Consider the following 16,429-nt stretch of genomic DNA (forward strand, 5'->3'; position numbering starts at 1 on the left):
CGGGATCGGTACTGGCTCTGCGATTCGGAAGGGGAGGATCTGTTTTCAAGCCGCTGCGGCACTCAATTCGAAGGCTCCGAGGGCTTGTTGGCAGCCAAGCGGGAACGCAGCGACGAGGGACGCGGCGTCTGCACGTCCAGCGGCCCATGTGCCGAAAGCGGGCCAAACCCCGAGTTGCTGGCATCCGATGCCGCTTGCTCGGGATTCATGGCCTGATGCACCTCGCGCAAGCCTAGCCCCAAGGTGCGGGCGTAGCGACGCGTGGCCAGTTCAATACCGGCCTGGCGTTTGGCCTCCGGCAGCGTCAAGGCATCCACCAATTCATTGGCCAGGCTGCAAGTCAGGCGCAAGACATCGGCCTCGTTGTCGGCGGCACGCAGCGCCGCGTTCGGCGCCTGCCGCCGAATCATGTGCAGCAACTCATCACCCAGGCTCCAATGCCGCGCAACTGCAGACCCCAAAGACTCTAAATCACAGCCCATCACGGCAAAGGCCGCCGCCTGCTCGGTCATGCCCTGGGGATGCGGTTGATCGGCAGTCGGCTCTGGCGGCTGCATCAGCTGACGAATTTGCTGCGCATCATCCGGGAAGTGGTACTGCACCAGCAGTCGCCCAAGGTTCTGCATGACCGTGATCAGGTACACCACCTCGGCGTCAAAGCCGGCCGGGCGCAAGGCCTGAGCAATCTGGCCGGCACGCTGCACCCGTTTCATCAGGCTTTGCAGCATGGCGGCCTGTACCTCATTGAGCGGGCCCGGCCAGGGCTTCAAGGCGCGCGCCGCTTGTTGAACGCCCTCCAAACCCAGCATGGCGATCGCTCGACGCATGTTTAACACCGTGCCATCGACCGGGGCACCGCTTTGCTTGAGCGAGTTGTTTACCCGACGCAGCAACTCAAGGCTGAGTGCCATGTCTTGCAAGACCAGGCCCGACAAGGCACTGGTGTGCTGCCGCTCCATGGCGGAGGACTGCCCCACGCGCTGCAAAGCGGTCGAGGTGCTGGGCAGATGGCCGATGCGTTGCAGCTTGTCGATCAAGAGCGCAATCGGGCCGTCTTCGGCATGCGAGGCGGCGGTACGCCAGCCTTCCAAGGCGCGCAAGAAGCTGCGCGCCATGTGATAGCGCTGCTTGGCTTGCCGATCGGTCGCGCGATTACAAATGGCGCGCAGCGGCTCCGGGATCGGATGGGGCGTTTCCCAGCCCATCCGCACCAACTCATGGCCGATGGGCTGCATCAGCTGAATCGCGGCCTGCAGATCCTGCTGCTCCAACACGGGCCGGCCGCTGAGGATTCGGTGCAGCATCAAACCCACACACAAGATGTCCTCGGCCGCAGATTCCCGCGCGGCGCGCCGGGTCACCGAGTTGAAATCGACATTTGCGGGCACCACCTCTTGCGCGACCTCCAGCCCCAACACTCGCACCTGATTGCTGGGGCTGATGATCAGGCTTGAGCATTGCACATCGCGATGCGAATGACCGGCCTCATGGGCAAATGCCAAGCCTTCCAGATACTGAGAAACCCACTCCGCAGCATCCAGCGGCAGCGGTGCGGCTTGTCGGGCCAAACGCTCGTCCAAGGTTTCGCCCAAAGCGCGGTCATACGCGATATAAGGCCACTGCTCCACCTTGGCGATCTCCACCACATGCGCCAAATTGGGGTGTTGCACACGAGAACCGGCATTCGCCATGCGGAGCCAATGCTCGGTCGCCGCGGCGCTGTTGGGCGCCACCCGCGGCATGCACAGCATCAATTCCTGACCGAGTCGAGGATCGAACACCAACCACAACATCGTCCGCGAGCTCTTGTTGAGCAGCGAGCGCAGCTCGAAGCGTCCAAACCGGCGCATCGGTGCCGCAGGCGCGGCGGCCTGCGCTGCGTTGGCGGGAGGTGGAGCTGAAGATGAGGAGGAGGCGTCGGGCACGGGCATGACTGGCCTCATGAGCCAGGGTCTGGGTTAATCCCTATTTGACCCAAACAGGCTGCGACGCGATAGGGGGAGCTAACTGTGTTTCACCCGGTATATCGCTCCCAGAGCGACAAATATGCGAAGAAACACCCCAGCAAGCCCGGCCTCACCCCTGCATCTGCGCCCACACCTTGTCCAGCCGCTTGACGCTGACCGGCTGCGGCGTGCGCAACTCCTGCGCAAACAGACTGACGCGCAGCTCTTCCAGCTGCCAGCGGAAGTCATTCAAGCGGCCGTCCTGCTGCCCCTTCAACTCGATGACGCGGCGCAGAAAGCGCTGCTCCAAGGGGCGCAACTCAGCCAAGAGCTTGGCATCGCGCGCCGGATCGGCACGCAGCTTGTCCAAGCGTCCGCTGATGGCCTTCAAGTAACGCGGTAGGTGCTGCAACTGCGACCATGGCGTTTCGGTGACAAAACGCTTGCCGATCAGGCGTTGCAGCTGGGCAGTGATGTCCTCGCTGACTTCCTTGCTGGCACGCGCATCCTTGAGCTTGCGGCTGGCCGCCGCAAACTCCAGCAGCACGACGCCGGTCTGACGCGCGACTTCCTGGGCGATCAGGTTCAGGCGGGTGCGCCCTTCCTCGATGCGCGCCTTGAAAGCGAACTCATCCTTGGGCAAAGGCTCGGCCAGAAAAGCCCGCTCCAGCGCCACGCCGATGATCTGTTCGCGCAACTCCTCGGCCGTGCCCAAGCTCATGAACAGCACCGACATCTTTTGCAGATCGGGGATGTTTTTTTCCAAGAACTTCAGCGGCTCTTTCAGCTGCAAGGCGACCAGGCGGCGCAGGCCGAGGCGGTGCTTGGCGGCCGCTACATCGGGCTCATCAAACACCTCGATTTCGACATGAGCACCGCGGTCGATCAGGGCCGGGAAGCCGATCAGCGTCTGCGCACCACGGCTCACCTCCATCAACTCGGGCAGTTCGCCAAAGGTCCAGCCGGTGTAGGTTTTGGCTTGTTCCTGCACTGGCTTCTTGGACTGCACCTCGGCGCGGATGCCTCCTTTGGCGACAGGCGCTTGCGCTTCGGCCTTGCTGGCTGAAGCCGAGTGAGCTGCAGGAGCCGAAGCCGGCAGCTTGAGCGCTGCCAAGGCCTGAAACGCCGAGCGCGCCTGACCTCCCAACTCAGCCTTCAAGGCGGCCAGATTGCGCCCCATGCCCAGTTGCCGGCCATGCTCATCGACGACCAAGAAGTTCATGAACAGATGCGGCTGCAACTGCTCCAGCTTGAAGTCATTGCGCTGAATCGCCAGCTGCGTGCGCTCCTTGACCGCCTTCAGCAAGACCTCGATCAAGGCGCCCTGGCCGAAGGGATGCGTGGCCGCAAACTCGGCCACAAAGTCGGGCAGAGGCACCAGGCGCGAGCGCGGGCGCTGATGCAGGCTTTTCACAAAAGCCAGCACCTTGGCTTCCAGCATGCCGGGCACCAGCCATTCGCAGCGATCCTCGTTCACCTGGTTCAGTGCATAAATGGGCACGCTGACGGTCAGGCCGTCACGGGCATCGCCCGGCTCATGCAGATACGTGGCTAGGCAATCGACGCCGCCCAGACGGATGGTCTTGGGGAAGGCACTGCTGGTGACACCGGCCGCCTCGTGGCGCATCAACTCCTCGACGCTGAGCTGCAAGAGCTTGGGCTCCGCCTTGGACGCATGGCGGTACCAGCGCTCCAAGGTAGCGCCCGAATAAACATCGGCCGGCAAATGCTCGTCGTAATAGGCGTAGATCAGCTCGTCATCGACCAAGACGTCTTGGCGACGGGATTTGTGCTCTAACTCTTCAACCTTGCGGATCTGACGCTGGTTGTGCGCCAGGAATGGCAGCCGAGACTCCCACTCGCCGTTGACCAGGGCCTCACGGATGAAGATGGCACGCGCCGCCGCAGCATCCACATTGCCGAAATCAACGCGTCGGTTGTTGTAGATGACGATGCCGTAGAGCGTGGCGCGCTCCAGCGCGATCACCTCGGCCGCCTTCTTCTCCCAATGCGGCTCCAGCAACTGGGTCTTGATCAGGTGACCGGCAATGCCCGGCAACCACTGCGGTTCGATGGCGGCGATGCCGCGACCGAACAAACGGGTGGTGTCGACCAATTCGGCCGCCACGATCCAGCGACCCGGTTTTTTGCTCAGGTGCGCACCGGGGTGGCGCCAGAATTTGATGCCGCGCGCGCCCAGGTACCACTCGTCCTCGTCGCTCTTGCAGCCCAGATTGCCCAAGAGGCCGGCCAGCATGGACAGATGCACCTGCTCATAAGTGGCCGGGCTGCCGTTGATGCGCCAGCCATGTTCGGCCACCACGGTGTGCAGCTGCGAATACACATCACGCCACTCTCGCACCCGACGCGGGCTGACGAAGTTCTCGCGCAATAACTGCTCATAGCGACGGTTGCTGAGCTTGTGCTCGCCATGGCCACCCTTGGCTTCTTCGATCCACTTCCACAGCTTCAGATAACCGAGGAATTCGGACTTCTCGTCGTCGAACTTCTTGTGCTTTTCGTCGGCCGCTTGTTGCTGCTCCATCGGCCGGTCGCGCACATCCTGGCCGCTCAGCGCACTGGCGATGACCAGAATTTCGGCCAGGGCCTCGCGGCTGCGCGCTTCCAGAATCATGCGTCCGACGCGCGGGTCGAGCGGCAGTTTGCCGAGCTCGCGCCCCATGGCGGTGAGCTCATTGGCCTCATCCACCGCGCCCAACTCGATGAGCAGCTGGTAGCCGTCGGCGATCGCCTTGCGTGGCGGCGGCTCCAAGAAGGGGAAATCATCCACCTGGCCCAGGCCCAAGGTCTTCATGCGAAGAATCACACCGGCCAGCGAGCTGCGCAGGATTTCGGGGTCGGTGAAACGCGGCCGGGCGAGGTAGTCTTTCTCCTCGTAGAGCCGGATGCAGATGCCATTGCTGACCCGACCGCAACGGCCGGCGCGTTGGTTCGCCGAGCTCTGGCTGACCGGCTCGATCTGCAGTTGCTCGACCTTGTTGCGGTAGCTGTAGCGTTTGACCCTGGCCATGCCCGGGTCGATCACATAACGGATGCCTGGGACGGTCAGCGAGGTTTCGGCCACATTGGTGGCCAAGACGATGCGGCGCTGGCCATGCGGCTCAAACACCCGATCTTGCTCTTGCTGCGACAAACGCGCGAACAGTGGCAGCACCTCGACGCCCGGAGGGTGGTGCTTGCGCAGCGCCTCGGCGGCCTCGCGGATCTCGCGCTCGCCGGGCAGGAAGACCAGCACATCGCCGCCACCCTCGCGCCAAAGCTCATCCACCGCGTCGCAGATGGCGTTGTTCAGGTCGTACTCGCGGCTCTCCTCGAAAGGCCGGTAGCGCTGCTCCACCGGGAAGGTGCGGCCCGACACCATCAAGACCGGCGCCGGGCCCTTGATCGACTCAAAGTGCTTGGCGAAACGATCGGCGTCGATGGTGGCCGAGGTGACGATGATCTTCAGGTCGGGCCGGCGCGGCAGGATCTGGCGCAAGTAGCCGAGCAAGAAATCGATGTTCAGAGAGCGCTCATGCGCCTCGTCGATGATGATGGTGTCGTAGGCCTTCAGCAGCGGGTCGGTCTGCGTCTCGGCCAGCAAGATGCCGTCCGTCATCAGCTTGACGCTAGCCCCCGGCTGCAGCCGGTCTTGGAAGCGCACTTTGTAGCCGACGATTTCGCCGATGGGCGTTTTCAACTCGTCGGCAATGCGCTTGGCCACGCTGCTGGCGGCAATGCGTCGCGGCTGAGTGTGGCCGATTAACTTGCCGGTATTGGCTCGGCCACGGCCGAGCGCCAGCGCGATCTTGGGCAGCTGGGTGGTCTTGCCGGAGCCGGTTTCGCCGCAAACGATGATGACCTGGTGCTCGGCCAGCGCCTGCGCAATGTCCTCGCGCCGGCTGGAAACCGGCAAGGACTCGGGGAAAGTGATGGGCGGCAGCGGATTGGCCGGCACAGGCGGGCGCCGCCCCTCGGCCACACCGGCTGGCCGGGGTGGCTTGGGAGACCGCTGAGCTTGCACAGATTGCTGGGGCCGCTGCGCCTTGGGAGCTTCAGTGGGCCGCGATGGGGGAGTGGTCGAATCATTCACGAGGCGCGGATTATCCGCGCCCGCTGAACTTTCAGGCGAGTCGGCCGTTTCAAGCCGGTCGGAGCGCGCGCGGCTAGCTCCGGAAGGCAGGCTGCAAACATGTCCCCACGCGTTCAGGCCCCGGATGGCCTGCGGCACAATTGCGGCCATGAGTCTTGTCTTCCCCCATACCTTTGTGCCCTGGTTCCGTTCGGTGGCGCCTTATATCCATGCCTACCGCGGCGAAACCTTTGTGGTCGGCATGCCGGGTGAGTTGGTGGCGGCAGGCAAGCTGAATGCTTTTGTGCAGGATCTGTCGATCTTGCACGCCATGGGCATCAAGATCGTGCTGGTCCATGGCTTCAGGCCCCAAGTGAACGAACAACTGGCCGCCAAGGGCCAAACGCCGAAGTACAGCCACGGCATGCGCATCACCGATGCCATCGCGCTGGATTGCGCCCAGGAAGCCGCCGGCCAACTGCGCTTCGAAATTGAAGCGGCCTTCTCCCAAGGGCTGCCAAATACGCCGATGGCCAACGCCACCGTGCGGGTGGTGTCCGGCAACTTCCTGACGGCCCGGCCGGTCGGCATCGTGGACGGCAAGGACTTCCAGCACAGCGGACTGGTCCGGCGTGTCGACGCGGCCGCCATTCAGCGCGCCATCGACAGCGGCGCGGTGGTGCTGCTCTCGCCTTTTGGCTTCTCGCCCACGGGCGAGGCCTTCAATCTATCGATGGAAGACGTGGCCACGAGCGCTGCGATTGCTTTGCAGGCGGACAAGCTGCTGTTTGTGTGCGAAGTGGCCGGCGTCCGGGAAGACCCGAACGACCCGGACAGCCCGGTGGACACCGAACTGGCCCTGGCCGACGCGGTGCGAATGCTGAGCAAAACACCCCGGTCGCCGGAGGCGATACAAGCTGTCAATGTCGAGTTTTATCTGGAGTACTGCGTCAAGGCCTGCCAGGCCGGCGTGGAACGCTCGCACATCGTGCCCTTTGCGGTGGATGGCGCACTGCTGCAGGAGGTCTACACCCATGACGGCATCGGCACCATGGTGGTGGATGAAAAGTTGGAGAGCCTACGCGAAGCTGACGCCGACGATATCGGCGGCATCATCGCCCTGATCGAACCGCTGGAGCGCGACGGCACCCTGGTCAAGCGCGACCGCACCGAGATCGAGCGTGATATCGACCTCTACACGGTCATCGAACACGACGGCGTGATCTTTGGCTGCGCCGCCCTCTACCCCTATGTGGAAGCGCGTACCGCGGAAATGGCGGCCCTGACTGTCTCGCCCGATGTGCAAGGTCAAGGCGACGGCGACCGCATCCTCAAGCGGATCGAGCAACGCGCCAAATCACAAGGGCTGAGCAGCATCTTCGTGCTCACCACCCGCACCATGCACTGGTTCATCAAGCGCGGCTTCCGAACCGTTGACCCGGAATGGCTGCCCGAAGAGCGCAAACGCAAATACAACTGGGATCGGCGCTCGCAGGTCTTGGTCAAGAAACTCAGCTGACTTCAGCTTTCTCTCAGCGCCGCTGCAAAGCCGATGCGGCGCTTTCACTGACATCCCTAGAAGAGGTTTTTCATGGCACGCACCGTTCAATGCACCCATCTGAATAAAGAAGGCGAAGGCCTGGACTTCGCACCCTACCCCGGCGAACTGGGTAAGCGCATCTATCAAAACATCAGCAAAGAAGCCTGGGCCTTGTGGATGAAGCACCAGACCATGCTGGTGAATGAGAACCGCCTCAATCTGGCCGATTTGCGCGCCCGCCAATACCTGGCGCGGCAAATGGAACAGTTCTTCTTTGGCGATGGCGCCGAAGCGGTCGCTGGATACGTGCCACCGACGACTTGATCAAGACCGATCTTGGCGCCCCGGCCCTGAGCGGCCGATCGCTGTGAAGCGCGGAGTCCGCGACTTTCTGAACCCACGCCTCCGATCGGAGGCGTTTTCATTTCCGCTCCCTCTTGGGCAAATGCCCCCTTGCCCCGCGCCGGTCAAGGCCTCGACCAAAGCCACAATGCAAACGGGAATAATTCTTGTTACGATAGACTCTTCAATTTCACTGTCTCGTTTTCTAGGGAGTCCCATGCGCGTTTCACTTTTCTCCGCTTCGATCCTAAGTGCCACCCTCATGGGCGCCTGGCTCTCGCCTGCTGCGGCCCAAGAGCAAGTGCTGAATCTCTATTCGGCCCGCCACTATCAAACCGACGAAGCGCTGTATGCGAATTTCACGAAATCCACCGGAATTCGAATCAATCGGGTCGATACCGATGACGCCGGGCTGCTGGCACGGTTGAAAAGTGAAGGCGCCGCGAGCCCTGCCGATGTGATTTTGTTGGTAGACGCCGCGCGCCTTTGGCAAGCCGAGGAAGACGGTTTGTTTCAAGCCGTCAAATCAAAAACTTTGGATGCGCGCATTCCCGCCCAATTGCGCGGCAAAGCCAGTGAAGCCGGCAGCGCATGGTTTGGTTTGTCGACCCGCGCACGCGTGATTGTTTACAACCAACAAGCCGTCAAAAAAGAAGACGTCCTGAACTACCAAGATCTTGGAAGCCCGAAGAACAAAGGCCGCGTTTGCACCCGTTCGGGCTCTCACCCCTATAACTTGTCGCTATTCGGCGCGGTCTATGAGCACATCGGCGCAGAGGCTACAGAGGCTTGGCTCAAGGGCCTGGTCACCAATATGGCGCGCGCACCCAAGGGTGGGGATACAGATCAAATCAAGGCCGTGGCCAGCGGTGAATGTGGTGTCGCCATTACCAACACTTACTATCTCGCGCGCATGATGCGCTCGGAAAAGCCCGAGGACCGCGAAGTGATGAGCAAGGTCGGCGTGGTTTTCCCGAACCAACAATCCTGGGGCACTCACATCAATATTGCAGGTGGTGCGGTGGCACGCCACGCGAAAAATCGCGACAACGCCATCAAGTTCCTTGAGTATCTCAGCAGCAATGAGGCGCAATCCTATTTTGCCAACGGCAACAATGAATGGCCGGCGGTGAGCGGTGTGCGCCTTAGCAATGTGGCCCTGGAATCCTTTGGCAACTTCAAGAGCGAGACCATTCCGATCTCCAAGGTTGGCGCGAACCAACCGCAGGTTCAGAAAATGCTGGACCGCGTCGGCTATAAGTAATTCCGCAGCGCGCTAGGGTTCAGTCGATCAAGCCTTGATGCAAGCACGACACAGTCTTGCTTGAACACAACATTCATAGTTAACACATGGCATATTATTCCGTGCCTATAATATGAACGTTCCCAACCGGCTGAACTCTAAACCTCGCGAGGAATTACACATGGCATCGCTGAAAGACCTTTTGGCCCAACGGGCTGCACTGGACGAACAAATCTCTCAAACCAAAGACCGCGAGCGCGCTGAAGCGATCGCCAAGGTCAAGTCCTTGATGGACGATTATGGTTTGACCGCAGCGGATCTGAGCACGCGCGCACCCAAAGCCGCCAAAACCTCCAAAGTGGCCGCCAAGTATCGCAACCAAGCCACAGGAGAAACCTGGAGTGGCCGTGGTCTGCAACCTAAATGGCTGAAGGCAGCCATTTCCTCAGGCGCCTCGCTGACCGATTTCCACGTCTGAGCATTCAGCCTCTAGGGATTCACAATAAAAAGCCCATGTTTTGAAGAAAGCTGCCCTCAACCGGCAGCTTTTTTTTCGCCTCAAAAATGAGCGAATCAGCCGGGTCTGCAATGGAGGGCATTTACCCTAGGAGCACCACCTGAATGAAGGGGCGGGAATATCCAATTCCACGCGCGTGGCTGCTAGCATGCTCCTCGAAGTTACCCCCAGCCGATTCGTTGGATTTCTAGGCAATTTGGCCGAAACACCCAATCCCTCAAACCCCGCAACGCTTTGAACGATTTATTCAACTGTGAGCGGTTTTCAAACGTGCTGATGAATTCAGTTTCAGTCTTGCTGAGTCTGGCTTGGTCAAGGCTATGGCTGGCGCGCGGCACTGACGCGGCCGAAGATCACTTCGGCGCGGGGCGCTCAATACACAATGGCAGGAGCGGCGCATTGCAGCACTCAAGCGACCTTCCTTACTTCACGCTGGGGCAAGGCTGAATCATGGCCAATGGCCTGAGCTTGCTGTGGGGACTGGCAGGCAGCGTCAGCACCCTGCCCTTGGCCGCCTTTTGGCTGCATGCGCGCTGGCGCCAGAACCAGCACAACTGGCGAACCATGCTGGAGTCACGCGGCTTGGCCTTGTCTGAATGGAAGGTAGGCCGCAAGGGCTGCACACAGATCTACGCCTCAAAGGCCTGGTGGGACCAATTGGGCGAGGCTCCGACATTGCCCTCGCAGCCACGAAACTGGCTGTCCGTGGTGCACCCACTGGACAAAGAGCGCGTCTGCCTGCGCCTTGAAGCGCAGTTGAACGGCCAGGGAGAAGACATTGCGCAAGAGAGCTTGCGCTTACCCGACGCGGCATCGGACTGGGCCTGGTTCGAGATTCAAAGCACGGTGCACAAGCGCAACGCCCATGGTCGCGCGACACGTTTGAGCTGCACGCTACGAGACATTCGCTGGAAGCAGCAGGCCGCCGAGCGTGAACGCATGAGCGTCAGCTTGTTTCAGCACCTGCAAGAGGGTCTGTTGCTGACCGATCTGGAATTTCGGGTGCTGGACGCCAATCCAAGCTACTGCAAGATGATGGGTGTTGAGCGCAAGCAGTTGATAGGACGAGCGCTGGAGGCGCTTTCTACGCCAACCTTGCATCGCTCCGGCCACTCGCCCGAGCAGCTGCGGCAAACCTTGCAACTCCATCCATGCTGGCAGGGTCGAGTTCAGACCGCCCGGGAAGATGGCTCATCCTGCCATCTTCAATTGACGGTCGCCCCTATGGCGGAGCCCGAGGGGCCACTGCGCTACTGCGTGATCACGGTCAGCGACTTCACGCAAATTCTGCAACAGCAAGAGCTGCTGACCCGCCATGCCAGCACCGATGCCTTGACCGGCCTACCGAACCAGACTGCCTTCATGCAGGTGCTGCGCCAGGCCTTGCAACTGGCGCACACCGAGGGGTTCAGACTCAGCGTCTGCCGGCTTGATCTGGACCAGTTCAAGCGCGTGAATCAACAGTACGGCAATGCGGTCGGTGACGCCTTGCTGATGCAACTGGCCCAGCGCCTGCAAGCCGCCTTGCGAAGTGCCGAGCAGTGGTCGGACCTGGTCGCACGACTGAACGGCGACGAGTTCGCATTGCTGCTGCGCAGCAGCGGCCCCGAGGAGGCCCATCTGGCCTTGGAGCGATTGCAAAAAGTCCTTGCACAACCGTTTCGCCTGACAAGCACAGCGCCAGTGGGCATGCCTCAAGAACCGCAAGAGCTGCTGCTGAACATGACCGCCAGCATCGGCGCCACCCTATTCCCGCAAGACAATGCCGATGCAGAAACCCTGATGCGGCATGCAGGTCATGCGCTCTACCGCGTCAAGCAGAGCGGACGCAACGGCTTTGAGCTCTTCGATACGGCCAAACATCTGCGGGACGAAGCCAGCTTGCTGGCACTGGCGCGGGTTCAACAAGCCTTGGACGCCGGCGAACTGCAGTTGCACTACCAGCCCAAGATTGACATGAGCAATGGTCAAGTGCTGGGAATGGAAGCACTGTTGCGCTGGCAGCATCCCGAGCGCGGTCTATTGGCTCCACTGCACTTTCTGCCCTTGATCGAATCCACGGGCTTGGCGGTGCAAGTGGGTGACTGGGTGATTGAACAAGCACTCAAGCAAAGCGCCTATTGGCTCAGAGGCGGCGCCCGACTGCAAATCAGCGTGAACGTTACCGCGCGGCATTTGCAAACGCCGGACTTTGCCCTCCGATTGCAGGAGCTGATCCAACGTCACCAGGAGCCTGTCGCCCAATACCTCTGTCTGGAAGTGCTGGAGTCCGCCGCCTTGGCCGATGTGCGCAGCACCGACCAATTGATCAAGCGCTGTCGCGAATTTGGCGTCAGCTTCGCGCTCGACGACTTCGGCACTGGCTACTCCACCTTGACCTATCTGAAGCACCTACCGGTCGAAGCACTGAAGGTCGATCGCTCTTTTGTGCAAAACATGCTGATCGATGACCAGGACAGCGCCTTGGTGGAGGGCGTGATCGGCTTGGCCCGGACCTTTGATTGCCTGGTGGTAGCCGAAGGCGTGGAATCACTCGCACACGCCCGCGCTTTGCTGCGGCTGGGTTGCCAACAAGGACAGGGCAATGGCATTGCCTCAGCAATGCCTGCACAAGATGTTTTGAAATGGGTCGAGAGCTTTGCTCAATCACCTTGGCGCGACTTGATGCAAACACCTGTGTCGGCGCAGGCGAACTGAGTCACGCACACCTTGAATTAGACTCGCCCGGTGATCCCACCCGGCTTTATTCAGGACCTCCTCTCCCGCACCGACATCGTCGAGGTGGTGGGCCGCCATGTCGAGCTCAAGAAAGCCGGCATCAACCACAAGGGACTGTGTCCGTTTCACGGCGAGAAGTCCCCCAGCTTTATCGTCAGTCCGACCCGGCAGACCTACCACTGCTTTGGCTGTGGCGTCCACGGTAACGCGGTCGGCTTCTTGATGGAATTAAGCGGGCTGGGCTTTGTCGAGGCGGTTCAGGACTTGGCTCAGCAGGCGGGCATGCAGGTCCCCGAAGATGAGCGCTCCGCCGAGGAACGCGAGCGTGCCGCCCAGCAGAAGAAGCGCCAGGCCACGCTCAGCGATGTGCTGCTCAAGGCCAGCGATCACTATCGCGCCCAATTGAAGAAAGCGCCCCGGGCGATTGATTACCTGAAAAGGCGCGGCCTGACGGGCCAGATTGCCGCGCAGTTTGCGCTCGGCTATGCGCCAGAAGGCTGGCGAACCTTGGCGAGCGCATTCCCAAGCTACGAAGACCCGTTGCTGGTCGAGTCCGGCATGGTCATCGTCTCCGGCGAAGAAGGCGAAGAGCAAAAGCGTTACGACCGCTTTCGTGACCGCATCATGTTCCCAATCCGCAATGTGCAAGGCGAGACCATCGGCTTTGGCGGCCGGGTGCTGGACAAGGGCGAACCTAAGTACCTGAATTCCCCGGAAACACCCGTCTTCAGCAAGGGGCGCGAGCTCTACGGCCTCTATGAGGCCAGGGCTGGCCTGCGTCAACGCGGCTACGCCTTGGTCGTGGAAGGCTATATGGATGTGGTGGCCCTGGCGCAAAGCGGCTTTGGCAATGCCGTTGCCACCTTGGGCACTGCCTGCACCGCGGAGCATGTGCACAAGCTGTTTCGTTTCACCGAGTCGGTTGTCTTCAGCTTCGACGGGGATGCCGCCGGGCGCCGGGCGGCCGGACGCGCGCTTGAAGCCGCCCTGCCCCACGCGACGGATACCCGATCGGTTAAGTTCTTATTCCTGCCGGCCGAGCACGATCCCGACTCTTATGTGCGTGAATTCGGGCCCGATGCTTTTGAGCGCTGCGTGCTGGAGGCGGTGCCGCTGTCACGCCAATTGATGGAAGCCAGCGCCGAAGGCTGCGATCTGGGCAGCGTCGAAGGCCGAGCCCGCATGCTCTCGAATGCGCGTCCCCTTTGGCAAGCGCTGCCGCAAGGCTTGCTCAAGCGCGCCTTGTTGAGTGAATTGGCAAAGCTCGCCCAACTCGGCGATCAAGACCTGATCAGCGCCTGGCAGGTCGGCGGACCTGAAGCCCAGCAGCGCAAGACGCAGAGCCGTCGCCCCTCGCAGGACGACGGACGGGCCCACGAGCCTCCGCCCGATTTTGATGACATGGCCTACGGCTCACCCGACGCGCACGACCCGAGCGCCTCGACCGGCGGGACGAACAACGACTCGGAGCGCAAAGCCTGGAAGCCCAAGAAGCAATGGGTGCCCGCCAAAGACTGGAAAGGCAAGGCCGGCAGTTGGAAGCGCCGCGGTGAGGCTGAGGATGAAACCCTCGGTACACCACGCAGCGCACCCAAGGTCCAGGCGGATCATGCCTTGCGAATGCTGCTCCTCAACAGTGCTTGGTGGGAAAGCCTGAGCCCGGATGATCAGCACCTGCTGCATGAACTGCCTGGTTTGCATGGGCAATTGGTCAACTGGCTTGAGCGTCACTTACTCAACCACGGCGCCGGCGCTTGGTCGGTGCTTGAGATCGCCCTCGCCGAGAGCGGCTTGCTGGAGCAAGCCAAGATCCTGATCGGCGGACTGCACAGCGAAGAAGAGCCGCTTCTCGATGACCTGCAAAACGTGATGAAGAAACTGTGGATTGATGAACTGATTGGTGAAACCAAGCGGATTGCCGCGGCCAATCCGCAGGGCGCCGACTTGGAGCGATTCAAGCAACTGCAGGCCAGGATTCAGGCACTTCGGGCCGCACTGACCGTCACACCAGCGTAATTTTTTGATGCGTCGGCAGAAGAATTGCCCAATTGGGCGATAATGCAGGGTTTTCGCGCGCGACAAGAGTGACGGCAAATATTGCCGGACCCGGCCACCCAGCGACACTGGGCACCCCAAAGCGGGTATCAAGGCCACCTGTATCCGCCCAAGTTTGCAAACTCAAACGTTCACGCTAACTTGCTCGCGCCGCGCCCAGAAAGAGTTGTTGTCAGCTCTTTTCTGAGCGTATGAATGCCACCTGGGTCGAACTCCGCCTTGAAAAGCGCAGTAAACGCCCCCAGGTGGCTGCTGCATTGCTCGCTTGATCCGTTCAAGAAAAATATTTCAAATCCCTCACCGGCCCGCCGCCCAACTTTCACCCGAGGACCTGCATGACTGCCAAAAAGACCGCGCCGACCGCTGCCGACACTGAAGAGCTCAAGAAGCCCGCTGCCAAGGCTGTGAAGGCCGTCAAGGCCCCCAAGGCTGCTGCCGAGGCCAGTACCGGCGAAGACAAGCCCAAGCGCGGCCGCAAACCCAAGGCGGCGACCGAATCCAAGAAGCCTGCCGCTGGCAAGAAGGCCGCAGAAGTGGATGAGGAGGACTTCTCCGACCTGGAAGCTGACTTGGAAGGCGAGCCCGAGGCCGAAGCCGAGGTCGCAGAAGCGGCCGAGGACAAGCCCAAGGCCAAGCCGCTGCGGATGAAGGTTTCGCGGGCCAAGGAACGCGCGCTGATGCGTGAGTTCGGCCTGGAAGAAACAGCGCTAACCGAAGAAGAGGCCGCCAAGCGCCGCAATGAGCTGAAGACCCTGATCAAGATGGGTAAGACGCGCGGCTTCCTGACGCACCAAGAAATCAACGACCACTTGCCCGAAAAGCTGGTCAACGAGGAAATCCTCGAGGCCATCATTTCCATGTTGAACGACATGGGCATCGCGGTCTACGAGCAGGCACCGGACGCCGCCACCCTGCTGATCCAGGGCAGCGCCACCGCCACTTCGACCGAAGAAGAAGCCGAAGAGGCGGCGGAAGCCGCCCTGTCCACCGTGGACTCGGAATTCGGCCGCACGACCGACCCGGTGCGCATGTATATGCGCGAAATGGGCACGGTCGAACTGCTGACCCGCGAAGGCGAAATCGAAATCGCCAAGCGCATCGAAGGCGGCTTGCAGGCCATGATGCTGGCCATCTCGGCCTCGCCCACCACCATCGCCCACATCATCGACCTGGCCGACAAAATCCGCGCCGGCGAGAAGACCATCTCGGAAGTGGTGGACGGCTTCGTCGCCGCCGATGAGGCCGACGACTATGTGGCCGAAGAAGACTTCGACGAATTCGACGAAGAAGACGACGACGACGGCAATGGCGGCTCCAAGGCCCTGACCAAGAAGCTGGAAGAGCTGAAAAACGCCGCCCTGGTCAAGCTGGACTCGCTGGCCGTCAACTTCGACAAGATGCGCAAGGCTTTCGAGAAGGACGGCTATAAGTCGCCGACCTATAACAAGGCCCAGCAAGCCATCAGCGCCGAGCTGATGACCATCCGCTTCACCGTCAAGACGATTGAAAAGCTCTGCGATCTGCTGCGTTCGCAGGTGGACGATGTGCGCCGCTACGAGCGCGAACTGCGCAAGATCGTGGTGGACAAGTGCGGCATGCCGCAGGAGTACTTCATCAAGACCTTCCCGCCCAATGCGCTGAACCGCGCCTGGGCCGAAAAGGAAGTCGCCGCCGGCAAGCCGTATTCCAATGTGCTGGCCCGCAATCTGCCGCCCGTGCAAGAACTGCAGCAAAAGCTGATCGACATCCAGAGCAAGGCGGTCGTGCCGATTGATGACCTGAAGGACATCAACAAGAAGATGAACGAGGGCGAAAAGGCCTCGCGCGACGCCAAGAAGGAAATGATCGAGGCCAATTTGCGTCTCGTGATCTCCATCGCCAAGAAGTACACCAACCGCGGCCTGCAGTTCCTCGACTTGATCCAGGAAGGCAATATCGGTTTGATGAAGGCGGTGGACAAGTTCGAATACCGTCGCGGCTACAAGTTCTCGACCTA

General features: G+C 61.1%; 10 protein-coding genes. 8 read left to right on the plus strand and 2 right to left on the minus strand.

The window, feature by feature from the left end; all coding sequences use genetic code 11:
• Positions 1 to 62 precede the first annotated feature (62 nt).
• Both ACOVRJ_RS08020 and hrpA read right to left on the minus strand, forming a co-directional pair.
• Positions 63 to 1,931 (minus strand): serine/threonine protein kinase, encoded by a 1,869-nt coding sequence (locus ACOVRJ_RS08020; protein ID WP_422043360.1) that lies wholly within the window; start codon positions 1,929 to 1,931, stop codon positions 63 to 65.
• A gap of 145 nt (positions 1,932 to 2,076) precedes the next feature.
• The gene (gene hrpA / locus ACOVRJ_RS08025; protein ID WP_422043370.1) at positions 2,077 to 6,129 is read right to left on the minus strand and encodes an ATP-dependent RNA helicase HrpA; all 4,053 of its coding nucleotides are present in this window, start codon (positions 6,127 to 6,129) and stop codon (positions 2,077 to 2,079) included.
• Positions 6,130 to 6,187: 58 nt separating this feature from the next.
• Here hrpA and argA point away from each other — a divergent pair, with 58 nt between their 5' ends.
• From argA to ACOVRJ_RS08065, 8 genes are all read left to right on the plus strand, one after another.
• Positions 6,188 to 7,537, plus strand: a complete 1,350-nt coding sequence (argA, locus tag ACOVRJ_RS08030) for an amino-acid N-acetyltransferase (protein ID WP_422043361.1) — start codon at positions 6,188 to 6,190, stop codon at positions 7,535 to 7,537.
• A 72-nt stretch (positions 7,538 to 7,609) separates the two neighbouring features.
• Entirely contained in the window at positions 7,610 to 7,882 is a 273-nt protein-coding gene (locus ACOVRJ_RS08035) for an oxidative damage protection protein (protein ID WP_422043362.1), read from the plus strand.
• Positions 7,883 to 8,162: 280 nt separating this feature from the next.
• A complete protein-coding gene (locus ACOVRJ_RS08040) occupies positions 8,163 to 9,164 on the plus strand; it encodes a Fe(3+) ABC transporter substrate-binding protein (protein ID WP_422043371.1) in 1,002 nt (333 codons plus the stop codon).
• A gap of 160 nt (positions 9,165 to 9,324) precedes the next feature.
• Complete coding sequence (locus tag ACOVRJ_RS08045) at positions 9,325 to 9,621, plus strand: H-NS family nucleoid-associated regulatory protein (protein ID WP_422043363.1); 297 nt, start codon at positions 9,325 to 9,327, stop codon at positions 9,619 to 9,621.
• A 273-nt stretch (positions 9,622 to 9,894) separates the two neighbouring features.
• On the plus strand, positions 9,895 to 10,107 hold the full coding sequence (locus tag ACOVRJ_RS08050; RefSeq protein WP_422043364.1) for a hypothetical protein: 213 nt from the start codon (positions 9,895 to 9,897) through the stop codon (positions 10,105 to 10,107).
• A gap of 3 nt (positions 10,108 to 10,110) precedes the next feature.
• On the plus strand, positions 10,111 to 12,357 hold the full coding sequence (locus ACOVRJ_RS08055) for a putative bifunctional diguanylate cyclase/phosphodiesterase (RefSeq protein ID WP_422043365.1): 2,247 nt from the start codon (positions 10,111 to 10,113) through the stop codon (positions 12,355 to 12,357).
• A 30-nt stretch (positions 12,358 to 12,387) separates the two neighbouring features.
• Positions 12,388 to 14,394 carry a DNA primase gene (dnaG, locus tag ACOVRJ_RS08060; RefSeq protein WP_422043366.1) on the plus strand — a complete coding sequence of 669 codons (2,007 nt, stop codon included), beginning with the start codon at positions 12,388 to 12,390 and terminating at the stop codon, positions 14,392 to 14,394.
• A gap of 374 nt (positions 14,395 to 14,768) precedes the next feature.
• Positions 14,769 to 16,429: sigma-70 family RNA polymerase sigma factor (locus ACOVRJ_RS08065; protein ID WP_422043367.1), on the plus strand; the 1,661-nt coding region annotated here is incomplete at its 3' end.

The organism is Roseateles sp., from assembly GCF_049240545.1.
In the GTDB taxonomy this organism is placed as follows: Bacteria; Pseudomonadota; Gammaproteobacteria; order Burkholderiales; family Burkholderiaceae_C; genus Paucibacter_A.